We start from the raw sequence: 25,000 nt of genomic DNA, 5'->3' as shown, positions 1-25,000 counted from the left end.
CCCATCCTCGAACAACACCCCCACCGGCAACCCCAACAACCCACACACCTCGTCCAACACCCGCGCAAACACCGGAAACACCCGGTACAAACCCCACCCCATCCCCGCCCACTGACCACCCTGACCAGAGAACACAAACGCCGACCTACCCGGGGAGGCAGTGCCCGTGACGATTCCGGGTTCTCCGCCGATCAGCGCGTCCAGGCCGGCCGGGTCCGTCAGCACAGCGCGGTGCGGAAACCGGGCCCGCGCGGCCAGGTCCGCGGCCACCTCGGCCGGTGTGACCTCGGGGTGCTCGGCGAGGAACCCGCGCAGCCTACGGGCCTGGTCGCGCAGGGCCGCGTCCGACTTCGCCGACAGCAGCCACGGCACCGGCACCGCGGGCGTGGGCGTGGGCGCGGAAGCGGCAGGGGACCCGGGATCCGAAGCGGGATCGTGGGCGGAGGACTCGGGCGACGTCTTCTCGGCCGGGTCCGGGGCCGGTGCCTCCAGGATCACGTGCGCGTTCGTACCGCTGATGCCGAACGCCGACACGCCGGCACGGCGGGGACGCCCCGTCTCCGGCCACGGCCGAGCCTCGGTGAGCAGTGAGACACGACCCGCCGACCAGTCGACGTGCGAGGTCGGCGCGTCGACATGCAGCGTCGGCGGCAACTGCCCGTGCCGCATCGCCATGACCATCTTGATCAGGCCCGCGACGCCGGCGGCCGCCTGCGTGTGCCCGATGTTCGACTTCACCGACCCCAGCCACAACGGCTCCACCCGGTCCCGGCCGTAGGCCGCCAGCAGCGCCTGCGCCTCGATGGGATCACCGAGCGTCGTCCCCGTACCGTGCGCCTCCACCACGTCCACCTCGGACGCCTCCAACCCGGCATTCGCCAACGCCTGACGGATCACCCGCTCCTGCGACGGACCATTCGGCGCGGTCAACCCATTGGACGCCCCGTCCTGGTTCACCGCCGAACCCCGCACCACCGCCAGCACCCGGTGCCCATTGCGACGGGCGTCCGACAACCGCTCCAGCAGCACCAACCCCGCGCCCTCACCCCAGCTGGTGCCGTCGGCCGCCTCGGCAAACGCCTTCACCCTGCCGTCGGCCGCAAGCCCCCGCTGCCGCGAGAACTCGACGAACCCCGCCGGCGTCGCCATGACCGTCACACCACCGGCCAGGGCCAGTGAGCACTCCCCCGAGCGCAGCGCCTGCGCCGCCAGATGGATCGCCACCAGCGACGACGAACACGCCGTGTCCACCGACAACGCCGGACCCTCCAGCCCCAGCAGATACGACACCCGCCCCGAGGTCACACTCGTCGCCGTGCCCGTCGAGAGGTAGCCTTCCAGGTCGGGCGGCTGTGCCCCGGCTCCATAGCCCGAGGACCAGATGCCGGTGAAGACGCCCGTCTGGCTGCCCCGCAACGACGTCGGATCGATCCCCGCATCCTCGAACGTCTCCCACGCGGTCTCCAGCAGCACCCGCTGCTGCGGATCCATCGCCAACGCCTCACGCGGCGAAATCCCGAAGAACGCGGCATCGAAGCCACCCGCATCCCCCAGAAAACCACCCGACCGCGTATACGACGTCCCCGGACCACCGGCCGGATCATAGATACGACCCACATCCCACCCACGATCCGATGGGAACTCCCCCACCGCGTCCACCCCACCCGCCACCAAATCCCACAACTCCTGCGCCGACCCCACGCCACCCGGATAACGGGCCCCCAACCCCACCACCACCACCGGATCATCCGACACCGGAACCCCGACCGGCACGGGTGAGGCAGGGGCCTGGCGCCGGGCGCCGACCAGGAGGTCCCGCAGGTGGCCGGCCAGCGCGTCGGGGGTCGGGTAGTCGAAGACCATCGTCGCGGGCAGCCGTACCCCGGCGGCCGCGGACAGGCGGTTGCGCAGTTCCACCGCGGTGAGCGAGTCAAAGCCCAGGTCCTTGAAGGCGCGCCCGGCGCTGACGGCCGAGGTGTCGGTGTGGCCGAGGACCACGGCCGTCTGGCCGGTGACCAGTTCCAGGACGCGGCTGTGCTGCTCGGCCTCGGGCAGGGCCGCCAGTTCCCTGCCCAGGGTCGGCCGGTCCGTGCGCCGGGCGGGCCTGGTACGGGTGAGGCGGCCGAGCAGGGGGCGGGTGGACGCCGCCGACAGGTCGAGGTGTGCGGGGACCAGCACGGGATCGGCGGCGCCCAGGGCCAGGTCGAACAGTGCCAGCGCCTGGTCCGTGGGCATCGGCAGCACGCCGGTGCGGGCGAGGCGCTTGAGGTCGGTGTCGGTGAGGTGTTCGGTCAGCCCGCTGGCCTCGGCCCACTGTCCCCAGGCCAGCGACACGCCCCGCAGACCAAGGGCACGCCGGTGCACGGCGAGGGCGTCCAGGAAGGCGTTCGCGGCGGCATAGTTCGCCTGGCCCGGGCCGCCCAGCACACCGGCGGCGGACGAGAAGAGCACGAACGCGCTCAGGCCGAGGTCCTTCGTCAGCTCGTGCAGGTGCCAGGCGGCGTCGGCCTTGGGCCGCAGTACCTGGTCGATCCGGCCGGGCGTGAGGGATTCGACGACGCCGTCGTCGAGCACGCCGGCCGCGTGCACGACCGCGGTCAGCGGGTGCGCGGCCGGGATCGAGTCCAGTACGGCCGCCAGCGCGTCCCGGTCGGCCACGTCGCAGGCCACCACCTCGGCGTCGAAGTCCACCTCCGCCGCGGTCCTGCTGAGCAGGAGCAGGTGCCGGATGCCGTGCCGGTCGCGCAGGTGCCGGGCGACGAGGCGGCCCAGTGTTCCGGTGCCTCCGGTGATCAGCACGGTACCGTTGGGGTCGAGCGGGCCGGGTGCCGGGGCCGCTTCGGCCCGTACCAGGCGGGCGGCGTGGGCGGCGCCGTCGCGGACGACGAGCTGCGGTTCGTCCCCCGCGACGAGGACGCGGTCGTCGGTGTCGACGAGCACGAAGCGGTCGGGGTGTTCCGCCTGGGCCGCGCGGACCAGGCCCCAGACGACGCTGGACGGCAGGTCGACGGGGTCCGGCCCGACCGCCCCACGGGTCACGACGGCCAGCCGGCCGTCCCCGTCGCGCAGGAAGTCCTGGAGCACGCCCAGCGTCTCGGCGGCGACGGTGTGCGCGGCGGCCACGGGGTCTCCCGCCGGGGGCGTCACGTGGTGGACGGCCGGGGGTTCGCCGGTGCTCTCGACGGGCACCCAGTCGAGGCGGAAGAGCTGGTTGGCCCCGGCGCCCGGTATGCCCGGCGGCCGGTGGCGCACGGTCAGCGCGTCGATCACCGCCAGCGGCCCGGATTCGTCGGCGAGCGCGACCCGGAAGGTGTCGGGGCCGGTGGGTGTGAGGCGGACCCGGGCCGTGGAGCCGGCTTTGCGCATCGACACCCCGGCGAAGGAGAACGGCAGGCGGCCGGCCGCCAGCAGGGTCAGCGGCTGGAGTGCGGCGTCGAGCAGCGCGGGGTGGAGACCGAAGCGGTCACGGGTGTCGGTGGGCAGCGCCACCTCGGCATAGAGCTCGTCGCCCTGCCGCCGGATCTCGCGTACGCCCGCGAACACCGGCCCGTACTCGTAGCCCTGGGCGGCGAGGGTGTCGTAGAAGTCGGTCAGGTCGACGGGCTCACCGGCCGGCTGCCAGGGCTCGCCGGTGTCGTACGGGTGGGGGCGGTCGCCGGTCGCCAGCATGCCGGTCGCGTGCCGCAGCCAGGTGCCGCCCGTCCGGGAGTGCACGGTGACGGGGCGTCGGCCCGTCTCGTTCGGTGCGCCGACGACGACCTGGACCGGCACGGAACCGTCGTCCGGCAGGATCATGGGAGCTTCCAGCACCAGTTCGTCCAGGACGTCGCAGCCGGCCTGGCGTCCGGCGTGCATGGCGAGTTCGACGAACACGGTGCCGGGCAGAAGCACGGAGCCCAGGACGACGTGGTCGGCCAGCCATGGCCGGGTGGCCGTCGAGAGCCGCCCCGTGAGCAGGACGCTCTGGTCCCCGGCCAGTTCGACGACGGCCCCGAGCAGCGGGTGCCCGGCCGAGTCCAGTCCCGCCGCCGACACGTCGCCCTTCGCGGCGACGGGGGTCAACCAGTACGGCCGGTGCTGGAAGGCGTACGTCGGCAGTGGGACGTGGTGGGGCTCGCCGGGGAAGACCGGCGTCCAGTCGACGGCCACGCCTTGCGTGTGCAGGCGTGCCAGGGCGAGGTGGAATTCCTGCCTGCCGCTGCCGCGGCGCAGCGTGCCGGTCACAACGCCGTCCATCACCGGCACCAGTACGGGGTGCGGGCTGACCTCCACGAACACGCCGTGCCGGTCCTGCGTAAGGGCCTCGACGGCGAGGTCGAAGCGTACGGGTTCGCGGAGGTTGCGGTACCAGTAGTCGGCGTCGAGGGCGGAGGTGTCGATCTGCTCGCCGGTCACCGTCGAGTAGAACGGGATCACCGCCGGGCGCGGTGTGATGCCGGCAAGGTCGGTGAGCAGTTGCTCGCGGATCGCCTCGACCTGGACGGAGTGGGCGGCGTAGTCGACGGGCAGGCGACGGGCGCGGATGCCGTCGGCCTCACAGGCCGCCAGCAACTCGTCCAGCGCGTCCGGATCACCCGACACGACGACCGAACCGGGGGCATTGACCACCGCCACCGTCAGCCGGCCGTCCCAGCGGGCCACGAACTCGGCGGCCCGCTCATGCCCGAGGCCGACCGACACCATCCCACCCTGGTCCGCCAGGGCGACCAGGGCCTTGCTGCGCAGGGCAACCACCTTGGCGGCGTCGTCCAACGACAACGCCCCCACCACATACGCCGCCGCGATCTCCCCCTGCGAATGCCCGACCACGGCATCAGGCTCCACACCATGAGCACGCCACAGCTCGGCCAGCGCCACCATCACCGCGAACAGGGTCGGCTGCACCACATCCACCCGCTCCAACGAGCCACCGCCGACCAGCACCTCCACCAACGACCAACCCGTGTACGGCGCCAACGCCACATCACACGCATCGATCGCCTCCCGGAACACCGCCTCCGAGCCGTACAACTCCCCACCCATACCCACCCACTGCGCACCCTGCCCCGGAAACACGAACACCGAACGACCCAGCGAACCGGCCACACCCGTGATGACGCGGGGGTCTCCGTCGGCGAGGGCGGCCAGTTCCGTCATGAGGTCGGTCCGGGTGCTGCCCACCAGGGCCGCCCGGTGGGTGAGCATGGTGCGGGTGGTGGCGAGGGCCCGGCCGATCGCGGCCGGCCGGAGTCCGGGGTGAGCGGTGATGTGGTCCGCGAGCCGTCGGGCCTGGGCGCGGAGGGCATCGTCCGTCTTGCCGGACAGCAGCCACAGGGTGGGCTTCACGGAATCGTCCGCGACGGGTTGTCCGGGGGTTTCCTCCGGGAACTGTTCGATGACGACGTGGGCGTTGGTGCCGCTGGCCCCGAACGCCGAGATGCCCGCGCGGCGGGGACGCCCCGTCTCCGGCCACGGCCGGGCCTCGGTCAGCAGCCGGATGTCACCGGTGTCCCACTCGACATGCGGCGTGGGCTCCTGGACGTGCAGCGTCGGCGGCAGTTCGGCGTGCCGCATCGCCATGACCATCTTGATCACACCAGCCACACCGGCCGCCGCCTGCGTGTGCCCGATGTTCGACTTCACCGACCCCAGCCACAACGGCTCCACCCGGTCCCGGCCGTAGGTCGCCAGCAGCGCCTGCGCCTCGATGGGATCACCGAGAGTCGTCCCCGTACCGTGCGCCTCCACCACGTCCACCTCGGACGCCTCCAACCCGGCGTTCGCCAACGCCTGACGGATGACGCGTTCCTGGGAGAGGCCGTTGGGCGCGGTCAACCCATTGGACGCCCCGTCCTGATTGACCGCCGAACCCCGCACCACCGCCAGCACCTGATGGCCGTTGCGACGGGCGTCCGACAACCGCTCCAGCAGCACCAACCCCGCGCCCTCACCCCACGCCGTACCGTCAGCCGTCGACGAGAAGGGCTTGCACCGGCCGTCAGGGGCCAGGGCACGCTGGCGGGAGAACTCCGTGAACTGCAGGGGGGTCACGCTCACGGTCACCCCGCCGGCCAGGGCGAGTGTGCACTCCCCCGAGCGCAGTGCCTGCGCGGCGAGGTGGATCGCCATCAGTGACGAGGAGCAGGCGGAGTCGACGGACACGGCCTGGCCCTGGAGTCCCAGCAGGTAGGAGACCCGGCCGGAGGTGATGCTCGGCGAGATGCCGGTGGCGAGGTAGCCCTCGGTGTCGGGCGGTGCCTGGTCGGGGCTGCCGACGTAGCCGGAGGACCAGACGCCGGTGAACACGCCCGTCTGGCTGCCCCGCAACGACGTCGGATCGATCCCCGCATCCTCGAACGTCTCCCACGCGGTCTCCAGCAACACCCGCTGCTGCGGATCCATCGCCAACGCCTCACGCGGCGAAATCCCGAAGAAATCGGCATCGAACCCCGCCGCGTCCGCGAGAAAACCACCCGACCGCGCATACGACGTCCCGGGATGATCCGCATCCGGATGGAACAACCCCTCAACGTCCCACCCGCGATCACCCGGAAACGCCCCGACCGCATCCACCCCACCCGCCACCAGGCCCCACAGCTCCTCCGGCGACCCCACCCCACCCGGGAACCGGCACCCCATGCCCACGATCACCACCGGATCAGCCCCATCACCCACCGACACCACCGGCACCACCGACACCGGCACCACACCCCCACCGGAGAGTTCGGCCGTGAGGTGGTCGGCGAGGTCGGCGGGGGTGGGGTGGTCGAAGACGAGGGTCGCGGGCAGCCGCAGGCCGGTGGCGCCGGCGAGGCGGTTGCGCAGTTCGACGGAGGTCAGGGAATCGAAGCCGAGGTCGCGGAAGGCGAGGCCGGGGGTGATCGCGGCGGCGTCGCAGTGGCCGAGGACCGTGGCGGTGTGGGCGGCGACCAGGGACAGCAGGTCCGACGCGGGGGCCTTTGACGTCGGCAGGATCTGCGGCATCGAGAGGTCGGCCGTGGTCAGCGCGGGACGTCCGGCAGCCAGCGCGGTGTCGAACATGGCCAGGGCGCGGTCGACGCTGATGGGGCGGATGCCCTTGCGGGCGAGGCGTTGGCGGTCGGCCGCGGTGAGGTGGGCGGTCATGCCGCTCTCCTGCTCCCAGTAGCCCCAGGCCATCGACACGGCGGGCAGTCCGAGGGTCTGCCGGTGTGCGGCGAACGCGTCGAGGTAGGAGTTCGCGGCCGCGTAGCCGGCCTGGCCGGCGTTGCCGAGTACACCCGCGGCCGCGGAGAACAGCACGAAGGCCGCGAGGTCGTGCTCGCGGGTCAGCTCGTGCAGGTGCCAGGCGCCGTCGACCTTGGGACGCAGCACCCGGTCGAGCTGCTCTGCGGTCAGCCGTTCCACAACGGTGTCGTCGAGCACGCCGGCCGCGTGGACGACGGCGGTGAGCGGATGCTCGGCCGGGATCGAGTCCAGTACGGCCGCCAGCGCGTCCCGGTCCGCGACGTCACAGGCCACGACCCGCACATCGACGTCCCCCTGAGTCTCCAGGTGCGGCACCGCGCCGCCGCCGCGGCTGACGAGCAGCAGGTGCCGTACCCCGTAGCGGGACACCAGGTGCCGGGCGACGGCCTGGCCGAGGGTGCCGGTGCCGCCGGTGATCAGCACGGTGCCGTCAGGGTCGATCGGCTGGGGGACGGTGAGGACGATCTTGCCGGTGTGGCGGGCCTGGCTCATCAGCCGGAAGGAGTCGACGGCCTGGCGGAGGTCCGCGGCGGTGACCGGCAGCGGCTCCAGCGTCCCGTCGGCGACCATCGCCACGACCCTGGAGAGGATGTCGCCCTGCCGCGCGGGGTCGACGTCGTTGAGGTCGAAGGCCCGGTAGATCAGGCCCTCGGGTGAGCGGACGTCCGTCTTGCCCAGCTCGACGAACCGTCCGCCGTCGGCCAGCAACCGCAGTGAGGCGTCGGTGAGTTCTCCCGCGAGCGAGTTGAGGACGACGTCCATGGCCGGGAACCGGTCGGCGAACCCGGTGTCGCGGGACGAACCGATGTGGTCGTCCGGCAGTCCGAGGCGCCGCAGGGTGTCCCACTTGGCGGGGCTCGCGGTGGCGAAGACCTCCGCGCCGCTGTTCAGGGCCAACCGGATGGCGGCCATGCCCACACCGCCCGCGCCGGAGTGGACCAGGACCCGGTCGCCGGGGCGCAGTTCGCCGAGGTCGAACAGCCCGTACCAGGCGGTGGTGAACGCGACGGGCACCGACGCCGCCTCGGCGGAGCTCCAGCCGTCGGGGATCGCCGTCAGGAGCCGGTGGTCGGCGACCGCGCGCGACCCGAAGGCGCCGGGCATCATTCCCATGACGCGGTCGCCGGGCCGCCAGGCCGTGACGCCGGGGCCGACCTCGAGGACGGTGCCGGCCCCTTCACCGCCCAACGGGGGCCGGTCCGGGTACATGCCGAGGGTGATGAGCACGTCGCGGAAGTTCAGGCCGGCCGCGTGTACGGCGACCCGGACCTGTCCGGGTTCCAGCGCGGCCTCTTGCCAGGGCAGCAGGGCCAGGTCGTCCAGTTGCCCGGTGCCGGACTCGCTCAGCCGGTACGCGCCGTCGGGGGCGGTCGGTTCCGGCGCGTACCTGGCCTGCCGCGGCACGAGGACGCCTTCCCGGCGCAGGGCCAGTTCGGGTTCGTCGCCGGCTGTCATGGCGGCCCGGACCGCGTCCTCCTCGGACGCGTCGCCCATGTCGACCAGGACGAACCGGCCGGGGTGCTCGGCGGCGGCGCTGCGGACCAGGCCGCGTACGGCCGCGCCGGCCACGCCGCGGGTCAGGACGGCCAGGCGTGCGGCCGCCCGCTCCGGCTGCTCGGCCAGGAAGTCCTGGACGAGCGCGCGGGCCCGCTGGACGAGGCCGTGCACGGAGTCCGCGTCGGCATCCGCGGTGAGTACCGGGCTCGGCACCACCTCGGTCGGTGTGCTCGCGGTGAGGGGCACCCACTGGGTGTGCAGCACCGCGGCCCGGGCCTCGGCGGCCGGCCGGACGGTCAGCGCGGTGATGTCCGCGACCGGGTTGCCGGACAGGTCGGTCAGTGTCGCGCGGTAGGTGTCGGTGCCCGTGCGGGCCAGGTGGACCCGGGCGGACGACACACCGGTGGTGTGCACGGCGACGCCGGAGAAGGAGAACGGCAGCCGGACCCGGGTGTCGGGGCTGAGCAGGATCAGCGGCTGGAGTGCGGCGTCCAGGAGCGCGGGGTGGATGCCGAAGCCGGCGCCGTCGGGGACGGACACCTCGGCGTACAGTTCGTCCTCGCCCTGCCACAACTCCCGCACGCCCCGGAACGCGGGTCCGTACTGGTATCCGAGTCCGGCGAGGAAGTCGTAGAACCCTTCAGGGTCCACGGGTTCGGCGTTCCTCGCGGGCCAGTCGAGGCGTCCGGCCGTCACCTGGCCGCCGAGAGTTCCGGACGCGTGGCGGACCCAGCCGTCGCCGCCCTTGGAGTGCACGGTGACCGGGCTGCGGCCGGCGTCGTCCGGGGCGCCGACCGAGACCTGGATGTCCGTGGGTGTGTCCGAGAGCGCGAGGGGCAGGTGCAGGACGAGGTCGTCAAGGGTCCCGCCGGCCAGGGTTGCGAGTTCGAGGAAGGCGGTGCCCGACAGCAGGACCGTGCCGTCGACGGCGTGGTCGGCCAGCCAGGGGTGGGTGCGGGTGGAGACGCGGCCGCTGTGCACGGTGCTCCCGTCGGGCAATTCGACCGTGGTGCCCGCCAGCGGGTGCCGGGTGCCGTGGTCGCCGGCCGCGGGGGTGAGCCAGTAGGTGCTGCGCTGGAAGGCGTAGCGCGGCAGCCTGACGCCGTGCGGGCGGTCGTGTGGCCAGGTCACGGCGACGCCCTGGACGTGGAGGCGGGCCAGGGCGGTGTGGAATTCCCCGATGGCGCCGTGGTCGCGGCGCAGGGTGCCGGTCGCCACGCCGTCCAGGTCCTGCACCAGCACCGGGTGCGGGCTGACTTCCACGAACACCTGGTGGCCGTCGGCGGTGAGCCGGGCGGTGGCCAGGTCGAACCGTACGGGTTCGCGGAGGTTGCGGTACCAGTAATCGGCGTCGAGGGCGGAGGTGTCGACCGGTTCCGCGGTGACCGTGGAGTAGAAGGGAATCGCCGCAGGCCGGGGCCGGATGTCCGCGAGGTCGGTCAGAAGCCGCTCGCGGATCGCCTCGACCTGCGCCGAGTGCGCCGCGTAGTCGACGGGGATGGCGCGGGCGCGTATGCCGTCCCTGGCGCAGGCTGCCAGCAGTTCGTCCAGGGCCCCGGGTTCGCCGGACACGACGACGGTCGAGGCGGAGTTGACCACCGCGACGGTGATCCGGTCGCCCCAGGGGCTCAGGTAGCCGGCGGCGTCGTCCGCGGACAGCGCGACCGAGACCATGCCGCCGTGTCCGGCCAGGGCGACCAGGGCCTTGCTGCGCAGGGCGACCACCTTGGCGGCGTCGTCCAACGACAACGCCCCCACCACATACGCCGCCGCGATCTCCCCCTGCGAATGCCCGACCACGGCATCAGGCTCCACACCATGAGCACGCCACAGCTCGGCCAGCGCCACCATCACCGCGAACAGGGCCGGCTGCACCACATCCACCCGCTCCAACGAGCCACCGCCGACCAGCACCTCCACCAACGACCAATCCGTGTACGGCGCCAACGCCGCATCACACGCATCGATCGCCTCCCGGAACACCGCCTCCGAGCCGTACAACTCCCCACCCATACCCACCCACTGCGCACCCTGCCCCGGAAACACGAACACCGAACGACCCAGCGAACGGGCGGCCCCGGTGACCAGACCCGGCGCCGACCGGCCCTCGGCCAGGGCGTCCAGGGCCGCGGCGGTGCCCACCACCACGGCCCGGTGCTCGAACACGGTGCGGGCAGCCAGAGCGCCCCCGACCGCCGCCGGACTCACCTCGGGACGTACGGCGGTGAAGGCGCCCAGCCGGCGCGCCTGCTCCCGCAACGCCGCCTCGGACCTGGCCGACAGCGGCCAGAGGACCTGGTCGTCCGCGCGGCCCCGGGGAGAGGGTGCGGCGGAGTCGGCCTCGGCGGGCTGTTCGAGGATGCTCTGCTCGATAATGACGTGGGCGTTGGTGCCGCTGATGCCGAAGGCGGAGACGGCGGCTCGCCGTGGCCGCCCGGTCCCGGGCCAGGCGACCGGTTCGGTGAGCAGGCGGACCTGGCCGCAGGCCCAGTCGACGTGCGGGGTGGGCGCGTCCACGTGGAGGGTTCGCGGCAGTTCGCCGTGCCGCATCGCCATGACCATCTTGATCAGGCCCGCGACGCCGGCCGCTGCCTGGGTGTGGCCGATGTTCGACTTCACCGACCCCAGCCACAACGGCTCGTCCCGGTCCCGGCCGTAGGTCGCCAGGAGTGCCTGGGCCTCGATGGGATCGCCGAGAGTGGTGCCGGTGCCGTGGGCCTCCACCGCGTCCACCTCGGACGCCTCCAACCCGGCATTGGCGAGGGCCTGACGGATCACCCGCTCCTGGGAGGGGCCGTTGGGCGCGGTCAGGCCGTTGGACGCGCCGTCCTGGTTGGTGGCCGAGCCTCGGACGACCGCCAGCACCTCGTGGCCGTTGCGGCGGGCGTCGGACAGGCGTTCCAGCAGCAGCAGGCCGGCGCCCTCGGCCCAGCCCGCCCCGTCGGCCGCGGCGGCGAAGGACTTGCTGCGGCCGTCGGGCGCGCTCGCCCCCTGCCGGGACATCTCGGTGAACAGCGTGGGTGCCGCGTTGACGGTGACGCCGCCGGCCAGGGCGAAGGAGCATTCTCCCGAGCGCAGGGCCTGCGCGGCCAGGTGCAGGGCCACCAGGGACGACGAGCAGCCGGTGTCCAGGGACAGTGCCGGGCCGAGCAGGCCCAGCTGGTACGCCAGCCGGCCGGACCCCACGCTCGACGCGGTGCCGGTGACCTGGTAGCCCTCCAGGTCGTCGGGGACCGGCCCGGCGGCGTAGCCGGTGGACCAGATGCCGGTGAACACGCCGGTGGGTGTGCCCTCCAGCGTGGTCGGGTCGATGCCGGCGTACTCGATGGTCTCCCACGCGGTCTCCAGCAGGATGCGCTGCTGCGGGTCCATGGCGAGCGCCTCGCGGGGTGATATCCCGAAGAACGCCGCGTCGAAGTCGCCAGCGGCGTCGAGGAAGCCGCCCTGGGACGTGCTCGACGTGCGGGGGCGGCTTCCCGTCGGGTCGTACAGGCGGTCGATGTCCCATCCCCGGTCGGCGGGGAAGTCGCCGACCGCGTCCACACCCTCCGCGACCAGCCGCCACAGGTCCTCCGGGGTGCCGACGCCTCCGGGGTAGCGGCAGCCCATGCCGATGACTGCGATCGGCTCGTCCGTCGCGGCCGGGGCGTGCGGCGCGTCCTGCTCGCCGGGCTCGCCGGACAGGTGGGCGGCCAGCCGTGCCGGGGTGGGGTGGTCGAAGACGAGGGTGGCGGGCAGTTTCACCCCGAGCTCGGCGGTCAGGCGGTTGCGCAGTTCCACCGCGGTCAGTGAGTCGAAGCCCAGGTCCTTGAACGCCTGCCGGGGGTCGAGCCGCTCGGGGGTGGCGTGTCCCAGCACCCCGGCGACGTGGGTGGTGATCAGCTCCAGCAGGTCGGTGCCGCCGGCGGGGGGCGCGGGTCGGGGGGCCTGCGGCCGGCTGTGGGCTTCGGGCAGGTCCCGCAGCAGCCGGCTCGGCCGCGCGTGGGTGTAGGCGCGGGCGAACTGTGCCCAGTCGGCCGAGGTCACGACCGCGAGGGCCTCGTCGTGGTCGAGGACGTCCTGCAGCGCGTCGAGTGCCCGGCCCGGGTCCAGTTCGCCGAGGCCGAGCAGGGTGCGCTGGCGCTGCACGGACTCCAGGGCCGCCATGCCGCCTTCGGCCCAGATGCCCCACGCGACGGAGGTCGTGGCGCGGCCCTGGGCGCGGTGCTGTGCGGCCAGGGCGTCGAGGAAGGCGTTGCCGGCGGCGTAGGCCGCGCCGTGGCCGTCGCCCCACACGCCTGCGGTGGAGGAGAACAGGACGAAGGCGTCGAGGTCCGGCAGGAGTTCCGCCAGGTTCGCCGCCCCGGCGACCTTGGCCAGGATGACCTCGGCGAACTCCGCCGGTGTCGTGTCGGCCAGCCTGGTCGCCCTGATCACGCCGGCGGTGTGGAAGACCGCGCGGATGTCGCCGACGCGCTCGACGAGGTCCCGCAGGGCGTCCCGGTCGGCCACGTCGCACGCCGCCACGGTCACCCGCGCCCCGGCTGCCTCCAGTTCGTCGCGCAGGCCGGCCGCGCCGGGTGCGTCGGGGCCGCGGCGGGCGGCCAGCACGATGTGCTCCGCGCCCTGCCGCGCGAGGCGGCGGGCCACATGTCCGCCGAGCGCGCCGGTGCCGCCGGTGACCAGCACCGTGCCCCGCGGCCGCCAGGGCCGCGCGGCCGGGCCCGATGAGGCCTTGCGGCGCAGCCGCTTGGCGAAGCGCCGGGTGCCGCGGATCGCCACCTGGTCCTCGCCCGTGCCGGCGAGCACGACGAGCAGCGCGTTCACGCTCTCCTCGTCGGGCACGGCGGGAAGGTCGACCAGGCCGCCCCAGCCGTGCGGGAACTCCAGCGCCGCGGACGCGCCGGTGCCCCACGCCAGGGCCTGGGCCGGGCTGGTGACCGGGTCGGTGCCCGAGGTGCTCACGGCGCCGCTGGTCGCGCACCACAGCGGGACGGCCGGTGTCCGCGCCGGGTCCAGGGGGCGGACCAGATCCAGGGTGCGGACCAGGCCCGCCGGGAGCACCGGGTGGTCGGGGTGCGGCTCGTCGTCCAGCGCCAGCAGCGACAGCACACCGTCCGGCCCGGGCCGGGCGTCCCCGGTGTCGGCCACGTCCCAGGTGTCGGCCACCGCGAAGCCCCGTTCGCGCAGGGCCTCGGCCCACGGGTGCCCGGTCGTGGCCAGGACGAGCCAGCGAGCCGGGTCCACCGGGGCCGCGGTACCGCTGGTCGGCGCCCATGCCACCTCGTACCGCCAGTCGTCACGGGGCACCGGCGGGGTCGCGGTCACCCAGTAGGGCTCGCGCTGGAAGGCGTACGTGGGCAGGTCCGCCCTGGGTGCGGTGCGGGGCAGGACCGGAATCCAGTCGACGTCGGCTCCGGCGGCGTAGAGGCGTCCCGCCGCGGCGAGGAACTCGGTGAGGCCGCCGTGATCGCGGCGCAGTGTTCCGGTGGCGGCGACGTCCAGCGCGGGCACCAGCACCGGGTGCGGGCTGACCTCCAGGAACAGGTCGTGGCCGTCGGCGGTGAGCCGGGCGGTGGCCAGGTCGAACCGTACGGGTTCGCGGAGGTTGCGGTACCAGTAGCCGGCGTCGAGGGCAGAGGTGTCGAGCGGCTCGCCGGTGACCGTGGAGTAGAACGGGATCGCCGCCGAGTGGGGGGTGATGTCGGCCAGTTCGGTGAGCAGTTGCTCGCGGATCGCCTCGACCTGCGCGGAGTGGGCGGCGTAGTCGACGGGCAGGCGGCGGGCGCGGATGCCGTCGGCCTCGCAGGCGGCCAGCAGTTCGTCCAGCACGTCGAGGCCGCCGGACACCACGACCGCCGCGGGTCCGTTCACCACGGCGGTGGTCAGCCGCTCGCCCCAGCGGGCCAGGTAGCCGGCAGCCTGTTCGACGGACAGTGCGAGGGACACCATGCCGCCCCGGTCGGCGATGACGGCCAGTGCCCTGGACCGTAGCGCCACGACCTTGGCGGCGTCCCGCAGCGACAGCGCGCCGGCGACGTACGCGGCGGCGATCTCCGCCTGGGAGTGGCCGACCACGGCGTCCGGCTGCACGCCGTAGGACCGCCACAGGTCGGCCAGCGCCACCATGACGGCGAACAGGGCCGGCTGCACCACGTCGACGCGGTCCAGCGAGCCGTGGCGCAGTTCGTCGACCAGCGACCAGTCGGTGTACGGGGCCAGGGCGGCGGCGCAGGCGTCGATGCCGGCGCGGAAGACCTCGGACTGCTCGTACAGGTCACGGCCCATGCCCGCCCACTGCGCCCCCTGTCCGGGGAAGACGTACACGGTCCCGCCGGTACGGGCCTGCAGGCCCGGCAGTCCCGGCAGGCCCGGCAGTCCCGGCGGGAGCGCGGCCAGGCCGGACAGCAGGTCGTCCCGGTCGGCGCCGACCACCGCGGCCCGGTGCTCGAACCGGGTGCGGGCGGCCAGTGCGCGGCTGATCGCGGCGGCCGGGACGTCGGGGTGGGCGGTCGCGTACGCGTGCAGCCGCTCGGCCTGGGCGCGCAGCGCGGCATCGGTCTTCGCGGACAGCAGCCAGGCGGTGGGGGCGGCCCGGCCGACGGGTTCGGGAAGGTGGCCGGGGTCCGGGTCGGAGGACTGCTCGATGATCAGGTGGGCGTTGGTGCCGCTGATGCCGAAGGCCGAGATGCCGGCGCGGCGCGGGTGCTCGTGCTCCGGCCACGGCCGGGCCTCGGTGAGCAGCCGGACGCCGCCGGAGGCCCAGTCGACGTGCGGGGAGGGGGCGTCTACGTGCAGGGTTCGCGGCAGTTCGCCGTGCCGCATCGCCATGACCATCTTGATCAGGCCCGCGATGCCGGCGGCGGCCTGGGTGTGGCCGATGTTCGACTTCACCGACCCCAGCCACAACGGCTCGTCCCGGTCCCGGCCGTAGGCGGCCAGCAGGGCGTGGGCCTCGATGGGATCGCCGAGAGTGGTGCCGGTACCGTGCGCCTCGACCGCGTCCACCTCGGACGCCTCCAACCCGGCGTTCGCCAACGCCTGACGGATCACCCGCTCCTGGGAGGGGCCGTTGGGCGCGGTCAGGCCGTTGGACGCGCCGTCCTGGTTCACCGCGCTTCCCGCGACGACCGCCAGCACCCGGTGGCCGTTGCGGCGGGCGTCCGACAGACGTTCCAGCAGCACCAAGCCGGCGCCCTCGGCCCAGCTGGTGCCGTCGGCCGCGGCGGCGAAGGGCTTGCTGCGGCCGTCCGCCGCGAGGCCGTGCCGGCGGGAGAACTCGGTGAAGCCCAGCGGTGTCGCCATGATCGTGACACCGCCGGCGAGCGCCAGCGAGCACTCGCCCGCGCGCAGGGCCTGGGCGGCCAGGTGGACGGCGACCAGGGACGACGAGCAGGCGGTGTCCACGGACAGCGCCGGACCGCGCAGCCCGAGGTGGTAGGCGACCCGGCCGGACGTGACGCTGGTCGCAACGCCGGTGAACAGGTAACCCTCCAGGTCCTCCGGCAGGCCCGGCCCGGTCGCGTAGCCGGACGACCAGACGCCGGTGAACACGCCGGTGTGGCTGCCGCGCAGCGAGGCCGGGTCGATCCCGGCGTGCTCGAAGGTCTCCCAGGCCGTCTCCAGCACGAGCCGCTGCTGCGGGTCCATGGCGAGCGCCTCGCGGGGCGAGATGCCGAAGAACGGAGCGTCGAAGCCGGCCACCGCCTCCAGGAACCCGCCCCGGGTGGTGTACGTGGTGCCCGCGCCCCGCAGTTCCGGGTCGTACAGGCCGCCCAGGTCCCAGCCGCGGTCGTCCGGGAAGTCGCCGATCGCGTCCACGCCCTCCGCGACGAGCCGCCACAGGTCGTCCGGCGAGGCCACCCCGCCGGGGAAGCGGCAGCCCATCCCCACGATGACGACCGGGTCGTCGTGGGCGGCCTGGGCGGCCTGGGCGGCGGGGGCCGGCCGGTCGCCGGGGCCGGTGCGCAGCCAGTCGATCAGCTCCGCGGGCGTCGGGTGGTCGAAGACGAGACCGGAGGGGAGTTGCCGATCCAGGGCGCCGGCCAGGCGGTTGCGCAGTTCGAGCCCGGTGACCGAGTCAAAGCCGAGGTCCTTGAAGGTGAGCGCGGGATCGATGTCCGCGGGGTTCTCGTGGCCCAGCACGAGCGCGATCTGCGCGGTGACCACGGCGGCCGCGTCGCCCGTGTCGCCCGACTCGGGGCCGCCCGTGTCCGTACCGCCCGCCCCGGTGTCCCCGGTCTCCGGGCCGCCGTCCGGCCGGCCGGGCGCGGCGGTCTCCGCTGCGTGCGTCCCCGGGCCGGCCGGGGTCCGTCCGCTCTGCCCGGCTGTCGCTTCGGGCAGCCAGTACGAACGACGTTGGAAGGCGTACGTGGGCAGGTCGACCGGCGCGGCCTCGGCGACGGCCGGGGACCAGTCCACCGGCACGCCGGCCACGAACAGCCGGGCCAGCGCGGTCAGGAAGACGTCCGGCCCGCCCCGGTCACGGCCCAGCGTGCCGGTGGCGACGCCGGGCACGCCGGTCCGCTCGCGGGCCTGTTCCAGGATCTGTTCGATGGCGGGCAGCAGCACCGGGTGCGGGCTGACTTCGACCACGACGTCGTGCCCGTCCGCCAGCAGTGCGGCGGTGGCCAGGTCGAAGCGGACCGGCTCGCGCAAGTTGCGGTACCAGTAGCCGGCGTCGAGCTCCGTGGTGTCGTCGAGGACGCCGCCGGTGACCGCGGAATAGTACGCAATGGTGCCCTGCCGCGGCTGCACACCGTCCAGTTCGGTGTGCAGCCGCTCACGGATCGCCTCGACGTGCGCGGAATGGGAGGCGTAGTCCACCGGGACGACGCGTGCGCGGACACCGTCCGCCGCGCAGGACTCGACCAGTTCGGACAGGGCCCGCGTGTCGCCGGACACCACGACCGAGCCGGTGGCATTGACCACGGCGACCGTCAGCGCGCCGCCCCAGCGCGACACGTAGTCCTCGGCCCGCTCGGCGGACAGGGCCACGGACACCATGCCGCCCCGGCCGGTCAGCGCCACCAGCGCGCGGCTGCGCAGTGCCACGATCCGGGCCGCGTCGGACAGCGACAGCGCGCCCGCGACGTATGCCGCGGCGATCTCGCCCTGCGAGTGCCCGACCACCGCGTCGGGCGCGACACCGAAGGAGCGCCACAGTTCCGCCAGGGACACCATCACCGCGAACAGGGCGGGCTGCACGATGTCCACGCGGTCGAGCGGGGCGCCGTCCAGGACATCGACCAGGGACCAGTCGGTGTACGGGGCCAGGGCCTGGGCGCACTCGTCCATGGCGGCCCGGAAGACGGGGTACGCGGCGTACAGCTCCCGGCCCATGCCGACCCACTGCGCGCCCTGGCCGGGGAACACGAAGACGGTCCGGCCCGGGGTTCCGGCCCGGTCGGCGGCGACCTGGGCGGAGTCGAGCAGGACCGCGCGGTGGGCGAAGCGGGTTCTGGTGGTGGCCAGCGCGTGCGCGACCTCGGCGCCGGTCAGGTCCGGGTGGCTGCGCACGTGTTCGCGCAGGCGCTCGATCTGCGCTCGTAGCGCCTGCCTGGTCCGCGCCGTGACGATCCACGGCGCCGGCCGGGCCTCGGGAGCGGGCCGCCGGGCCGGCGGCGCGGCCGCATCGGGCGCCTGCTCGACGATCACGTGCGCGTTGGTGCCGCCCATGCCGAACGACGACACGCCGACGAGCAGGGGCGCGTCCGGCCGCGGCCAGGGGGTCAGAGCGGTCTGGACCCGCAGCGCCAGTGCGTTGAGAGGGATGCCGGGGTTGGGGGTTTCGTAGTTCAGGCTCGGCGGCAGTGCGCGGTGGTACACGCTGAGGACAGCCTTGAGCAGACCGACGATGCCCGCGGCGCCTTCCAGGTGGCCGACGTTCGTCTTGGCGGACCCGACCCGCAGGGCGCTGTCGGCGTCGCCGGACTCGGCCGGGTCGCGGTAGGCCGCCGCGAGGGCGGCGGCCTCGATGGGGTCGCCGACAGCGGTGCCGGTGCCGTGCAGCTCCACGTACTGCACATCCGCGGGACGCACGCCGGCGCGGGCCAGTGCTTCGCGGATGACCTGTTCCTGGGCCTGCGCGCTGGGCACGGTCAGGTTCTGTGTGGCGCCGTCGTTGTTGACCGCGCTGCCCCGGATGACACCGTAGACGCGGTCCCCGTCGGCCAGGGCCCGGTCCAGCGGTTTCAGGACGAGGAAGGCGCCGCCCTCGCCGCGGACGAAGCCGTTGGCCCGGGCGTCGAAGGTGAAGCAGCGGTCGTCCGGGGACAGGCCGCCGAACTCCGCTGCTCCCTCCTCGCGGGCGGCGGTCAGGTTGAGGTTCACCCCGCCGGCCAGGGCGAGCGCCGACTCGCCGCGGCGCAGGCTCTCGACCGCCAGATGCACCGCGACCAGCGCCGACGACTGGGCCGTGTCGACCGTCATGCTCGGTCCGCGCACACCGAGGAAGTGCGAGACGCGGTTGGCGATGACGCCCCGGTTGGTGCCGGTCAGCGTGTGCGGCGTGATGTGACCGGGGTAGGCCAGGGACGTGTAGTCCTCCCACATCGAGCCGACGAACACCCCCGTCGGGCCGCCCGTCAGCGTGCTCGGCACGATCCGGGCGTCCTCCAGGGCCTCCCAGGCGAGTTCGAGCATGAGCCGCTGCTGCGGGTCCATGCCGACGGCCTCACGGGGGGACACACCGAAGAACGCCGCGTCGAAGCCGTCCACCCGGTCCAGGTAGCCGCCGTGCCGTACGCCCTGCCGGCCCACGGGCGGCGCGGTGATCGCGTCGGCCCCGTCGCACAGCAGTCGCCAGAACGCCTCCGGATCCGGGGCTTTCGGCAACCTGCCCGCCATTCCGATGACAGCGACACGATCAGCGTCCGAATCCAGGGGGAAGCGCATCACATCGACACCTCGTGAGCCGGGGGGATGAAGGAAGGCGGGGTGTTTCCGTAGCAGTCCCGATGGTGCGGCTCCGGCCGCGCAAGCGGCCGGAGCACCGAGCGCGCGGGCAGCCCGGCGACCCGGTGGTATCCGAACCCGGACTCGCCCGCGCTTCGGGCCTCTGGATCAGTGGAGCGGTCCTCGAAAGCGACAGCATTGGCGACACACTTCGAGGAGGATGCACTGGTGAGCTGAGCGTGAGCGTAGGGGTCGAGGCGATGATCGTTCCGCCGCGCAGATGAGCATGGCAGCAACATCACGCCCTCGCCACAGGTCAGGCGAAGGCTGTCTCAAAGGAGGCACATCACAACGTCATATGCCTGTACGAAAGAGGCACCGTGGCAGGATCCGTCCCGTGCCCCATGAAACGCGTCGTTCATACGGGCGGCCCGTCGCAGTGTCCGCCGGCGGACCTGCTGGCGAACCTGCCGGTGAACCCGCCGGTGCGGTCACGGAAGTGCGTCCATGCCCTGCGCCGCCACGACCGGACCGGGTTCATGGGCACCGTCGACGCCGCCGGTGACAACGCCCTAGAATCCCGTTCGCACTCGCGCAGAAGAACGTCCTCGCCCGTCATCCGGCCACCCGGGAGAACTCCGCACGGCGATCACCACCCGGATCGAGCGAACCGCCCATCGGCGCCGCCGACAGCTCCGGCTGAACCGTTCGGCCCCCATCCACTTCGAGACGATCGCGAAGCGCCACCGCCCCCGGCGGCACACAACCCAGCTGTCACCGATCCGCGCAGCGGTCCCGGCCGTTCGCGCCCGGCACCCGGCGCCCGGGCCTGGTGACATCCAGTCAGGAGGCAGCGATGCAAGCCACGTTTCCCTTCACCACACCACACCACCTCGACAACGAGCCCGAAGCCGAGGCTCTGCTCGCGCAGGCTCCGGTCGTCCTCGCGACGATGGGTACGGCAGACGTCTGGCTCGCCCTTTCCCACAAGGCGGTACGCCAGGTTCTGAGCGACAGCCGGTTCAGCCGGGAGGCGGCCACACTTCCGGGCGGCCCGCTGAAACTGTCCGTCGCCGCCGACCCGTTACTGGTCTCCAGCCTGGACGGCGAGCGCCACGCCCGCCTGCGCAAGCTGATGTCGCAGGCGTTCAGCCCGCGCATGGTCGATCAGCTCGAGCCACGCGTGCAGTCCACTGTGGACTCCTTGCTCGACTCCCTCGATCCGACCGCGGATCTTGTGGCAGGTCTCTGCGCTCCACTGCCGTTGATGGTCATCTGCGAGCTGCTCGGCGTGCCCTACTCCGAGGCGGAGGCCATCCGCAGGTGGACCAGGCGGCTGTTCGTCACGGACATCACTTCGAACGAACTGCGGGCCGCACAGAGCGAGATGCAGGACTGGCTCGCCGATCTGGTGCGCCAGAAGCGGGCGCACCCGGACAACGGGTTGATCTCGGCCATGGTCGCCGCCAACGACGAGGGCGACCACCTCACCGAACCCGAGCTGCTGGCCAACCTCGAAGGCCTGCTGATCGCCGGCCACGAGACGACCGTCAACCAGCTGGGCAACTCGTTGCTGACCCTGCTGCGCCACCCGGACCAACTCGCGCTGCTGCGGTCGTCACCGGACCTGATCGGACCGGCGGTCGACGAACTACTGCGCTACAGCAGGCTTTTCACCTCGGCCGAGGTCCGGGTCACAACCGAGCCCGTCGATCTGGAGGGCGTCGAACTGGGGGCGGGCGAACCGGTGTTGCCGGTCATCGTCGCAGCCAACCGCGACCCCGGTGCGTACCCGGATCCCGGCCGCTTCGACATCACGCGCGAAGGACCGGCAGCGCACCTCGCCTTCGGGCACGGGCCGCACTTCTGCCTCGGCGCGATATTGGCCCGCCGGGAGATGCGGGTGGCGATCGGGTCCGTGGTGAAGCGGTATCCGGGACTGCGCCTCGCCGTCGACGAGTCCGAGCTCACCTACGTGCCGGAACTGGTCTTCCGCGGCCTGCAGGCGTTGCCGGTCACCTGGTGATCCGTGGTTTCTCATACCGCAGGCGCGGGAACTGGACGGGATCGACCGGTCGGGGCACGACACGACCAATGGCCCTTCCACCACCTTCGACCTGCGGTACGACCGGCACGGCGAACTCGTCGGCGTCCATGCGGTCTACGGAGCCGCCGAGCGGTTGACGGCCCAGGCCGGGCGCCGGCCCGGCCGGACAGGACGGCGGTCGCGGCGGCGTAGGCGTCGACGGGATCGGACAACGGCTGCGGACCGGGCAGGGCGACCGCCACTACGACTGGGCGATGATCAGCATCAACCCGGACGACACCCCACCCGGCCACGACGGCGGGCACAGCCGGCTGACCCCCGCGGGTGCGGGGAGGACTGCCCGAGGAGGACGGCATCAGCTCGCCGGTCTGCGCGACCGGCATCCCCATGTCCCCTATGAGCTGAGCTGCCGGGACCGTCGACAGGTTCGTGGTTCAGGCGAGCTTCCGGAGCGGCAAGGTCAGCCTCGGTCGCCGGGAACGGGGATGAGGCGGCCGAGCATCGCCATCACGGTGATCCGCGCGTCCTGGTCGTTCGTCACCGCGCAATGGGCGTCGACGCCTCGCTCGTCCGGTTCCTGGTCCGGGTCGGTCAGGCCCACCCGGACCAGGTCGACGGCGTACTCGTGGTAGCGGGAGTAGTCCGCTGCGGCGCTCACGGCTTCGACGTGGTCGATGCGGCCGGGGTCCGCGGCGCGCAGCAGTGCCGGGGTGGGCGGCGGGCCCAACTCCCGCCCGATCCACTCCGAGACGGCGTCCCGGTGGCAGCCCGGTTCGAGCTTCGAAGCGGTCGCCGCCGTGAGTGCCAGGTGGATGAGGAGCGTCCCGAACCAGGTTGCGGCCTCGGCCGGTGGTGTGTCCGTCCCTGTCGGTGGCATCACGGCCCGGTACAGCGCGGCCACGTCATCGGCGTGCGCGGCGGCGGCAACCGCCCTCACCGCGCGGCCGAGGGCGGCCTGGTCGATGGTCATGTGGACGGTTCTCCCCACAGTCGGCAGCCGCCAACGTAGCGCGCCGGTGCGGTGAGTGGCCGGCGAAGCGCGGATTCTCCACAACACGCGCGGCAGTGGCAGTCGACGGCGATCCCCGAAAACGGTCTCCGGTGCGGGGCCGGACAGGGCTACTCGTGGTCGTTCCCCAGGCGGTTGACGGGTTCGACTGCGGGGGCCATCGCATCCCCGGGGCAACCCCGGGCAACACTCGTCCGCCGGCCTTGACCGGGTGACGGCTGGCCTCGCGGGTGCAGGGAGGACGCCCGCCCGGCCGTGACGAAGGAGGTCTCCGCGCCACAGCCTGGGATACGGCGCGGTGACGGGACACAGTCCCAGCCGTCCGCACCTTCCCGCCGACCTGCTGCCCACAACGCCAGCCGAGAGATCATCAGCAGCAGCGCCGACACCGTGCGGCTCTGGGCCCTGCGCACACGGGAAGTTTCAGCAGAAGTGGATCTCACCGGCTGGATCCTGCCGCAGCACCCGACGGGGCGACCAGGCAGGATGACCCCATGCCCACCGTTCCAAAGTCGACCAAGACGCCCTCGCTCAGAAGCTGATCACACGAGCGCCTGGCCCCAGCTGACCGCCGTGCACGTCCGCCACCGCGGCCAGTTCGCCCACGTAGACGGCGAACTGGCCGACGGAGAGCATCAAGCCCATGCGCCTGCGCTACGGCGGATCCGCCAGCACCTGGGGATTCGCGCTCTACCTCGCCGGCAGCGACACGTACGAGGACACCATCCTGCCCACCGACAGCTTCGCCGGCAGCCTCGAAGACGCCCTCGACTGCGGCCTATACCTCGCCACCCCGGCATCTGACCGCACACATGACACATCATCAGCGCCGGAGTCGGCGCCGCGTGTTGCCTCGTCCCGCCTCGCCGGTTGATCGAGCAGCCGGTGCGCCCCGTCAGCGCAGGGCGGGCCGGTTCGGTCCGGTGGGCTCTCAGCGCAGTCGGCTGAACCAGCGGACGGTAGCGGCTGTGCCCGCGACGTTGGAGCCAAGGTGCCGGGAACCGGCGAAGTCCGGGCTGCCGAGGTTGACGACTGGCGCGTTCACGCCGTGCGATTGCAAGGCGCCCTCGCAGTGGTCGGTGTTGGCATTGGCTGCCTGCTCGTCTGCGCTGGCGATGTACAGGTGGATCGGCACGCGGGGGCTCCAGGCGCAGGAGCTGTCGGCCACCCGCAGCGCCGCCGCCAGCTGGCCAGTCGGGTGGCGCAGCATGTCGAAGCCGTGTGGGGTGAGCAGCGCGCCGAGGGTGTTGGGCGTGCCGGCGAATAGCTGCTGACCGGTGTGCGAACCGTCGAACAGTGCCTCAATCGTGCTGTCGTACGGCGCCTGGAAGACCTCGCCCGGCGAGTCGTACAGATGGTGTAGCCGATTCCACGCGACGAGAAGATACGCCGCGTACAGCACACTGGACTTTGCATCGAGGGAGCCGTCGAGCAGCGCCGGCACCTCGGCGTCCTGGAAGTCGTACGCGCCGCTGATCGGCGCGACGGCTTTGAGGCGGAACCATCGATCGCCGTCGGCCTGGAGCGTTCGCGCGAGTGCCATCGCAGCCGAGGCTCCCTGGGAGAACCCGGTGACCAGCACGTCGTGTCCCAGCGCACGGCCAGTGCGCGGAACAAAGGCGCGGGCAGCCCGCAGCATGTCCAATGAGGCGGTCGTCTCAGAGGGCACGTCCATCCAGGGATGGAGTCCCGGACCAGCCCCGAGGCCGAGGTAGTCCGGGGCAACTGCGGCAAACCCGGCGGACGCGTACGTAATGGCGGGGGAGGACACGAAGCCGACCTTGACCATGGAGGAGGGCGCATCGGACCGGTAGCTGGCGGTGCCATGAGTGAACGAGACCGTCCGCAACTCGTGCTCGCGGCTACGGGGCAGCACCAGCAGTCCGCTGGCGGTGGTAGGCCGACCCTGGGGGTCCACGGTGCGGTACACGAGCCGGTAGGCGTCCACCCCGAACCGGACCGTACCCGCGTCGAATCCGGCAGCGGCCAGTGCCGCTGCGACGTCCTGCTTCGTGGCCAGCGTGCTCACCTGCTGAGCAGACACCAAGTGTCCGCGATCGCTTGGGGCCACCGCGCCCGCCGAGGCGGCCCCGGTCGTCACCGTTGTAGCGGCTAACACCAGGCCGATCAGGACCGTCACGGCGCTGCGCCGACGGAACACGGAGCGCGGATTGCCTGTTGAATAAGCGGATTTCATGTCGCATGACGCTAGGTGACGACCGCACTCGCCCACCACCCGGCCAGTGGGTGTATCCGCCCTGGGGCTAGCCCCAATGCCGGTGATTTAAGGTCCTGCCCGGTCCGGCGATCGTGACGATGGCCGGAGCGGGTGGTGGCCAGTCGCGGTGTTCGGCCCGTTTGAGGGG

The 25,000-nt window shown here is 72.9% G+C and carries 5 protein-coding genes; 2 read left to right on the top strand and 3 right to left on the bottom strand.

Annotation, left to right across the window (positions count from 1 at the left end; translation table 11 throughout):
- Positions 1–19,578 (bottom strand): SDR family NAD(P)-dependent oxidoreductase (locus tag ACIBEC_RS46325; RefSeq protein ID WP_396290749.1); only part of this gene is annotated, 19,578 nt, incomplete at its 3' end.
- Between the two features lie 856 nt (positions 19,579–20,434).
- Here ACIBEC_RS46325 and ACIBEC_RS46320 point away from each other — a divergent pair.
- Positions 20,435–21,604, top strand: a complete 1,170-nt coding sequence (locus ACIBEC_RS46320; protein WP_360509939.1) for a cytochrome P450 — start codon at positions 20,435–20,437, stop codon at positions 21,602–21,604.
- A 481-nt stretch (positions 21,605–22,085) separates the two neighbouring features.
- Here the strand turns inward: ACIBEC_RS46320 and ACIBEC_RS46315 are convergent, their stop codons facing one another.
- Positions 22,086–22,595, bottom strand: a complete 510-nt coding sequence (locus ACIBEC_RS46315) for a hypothetical protein (RefSeq protein WP_360509938.1) — start codon at positions 22,593–22,595, stop codon at positions 22,086–22,088.
- 682 nt (positions 22,596–23,277) lie between these two features.
- On the opposite strand from ACIBEC_RS46315, the gene ACIBEC_RS46310 reads away from it, so the two are divergent.
- Positions 23,278–23,508, top strand: coding sequence for a hypothetical protein (locus ACIBEC_RS46310; RefSeq protein WP_360509937.1), 231 nt, complete (start codon positions 23,278–23,280; stop codon positions 23,506–23,508).
- Between the two features lie 57 nt (positions 23,509–23,565).
- Here ACIBEC_RS46310 and ACIBEC_RS46305 read toward each other — a convergent pair whose 3' ends face one another.
- Positions 23,566–24,831 (bottom strand): lipase, encoded by a 1,266-nt coding sequence (locus ACIBEC_RS46305; protein ID WP_360509936.1) that lies wholly within the window; start codon positions 24,829–24,831, stop codon positions 23,566–23,568.
- Positions 24,832–25,000 lie beyond the last annotated feature (169 nt).

Source organism: Kitasatospora sp. NPDC051164 (genome assembly GCF_044455625.1).
Taxonomy (GTDB): Bacteria; Actinomycetota; Actinomycetes; order Streptomycetales; family Streptomycetaceae; genus Kitasatospora.
Note: the sequence above shows the minus strand (reverse complement) of the source record. Positions and strands in the feature narration are given on the sequence as shown.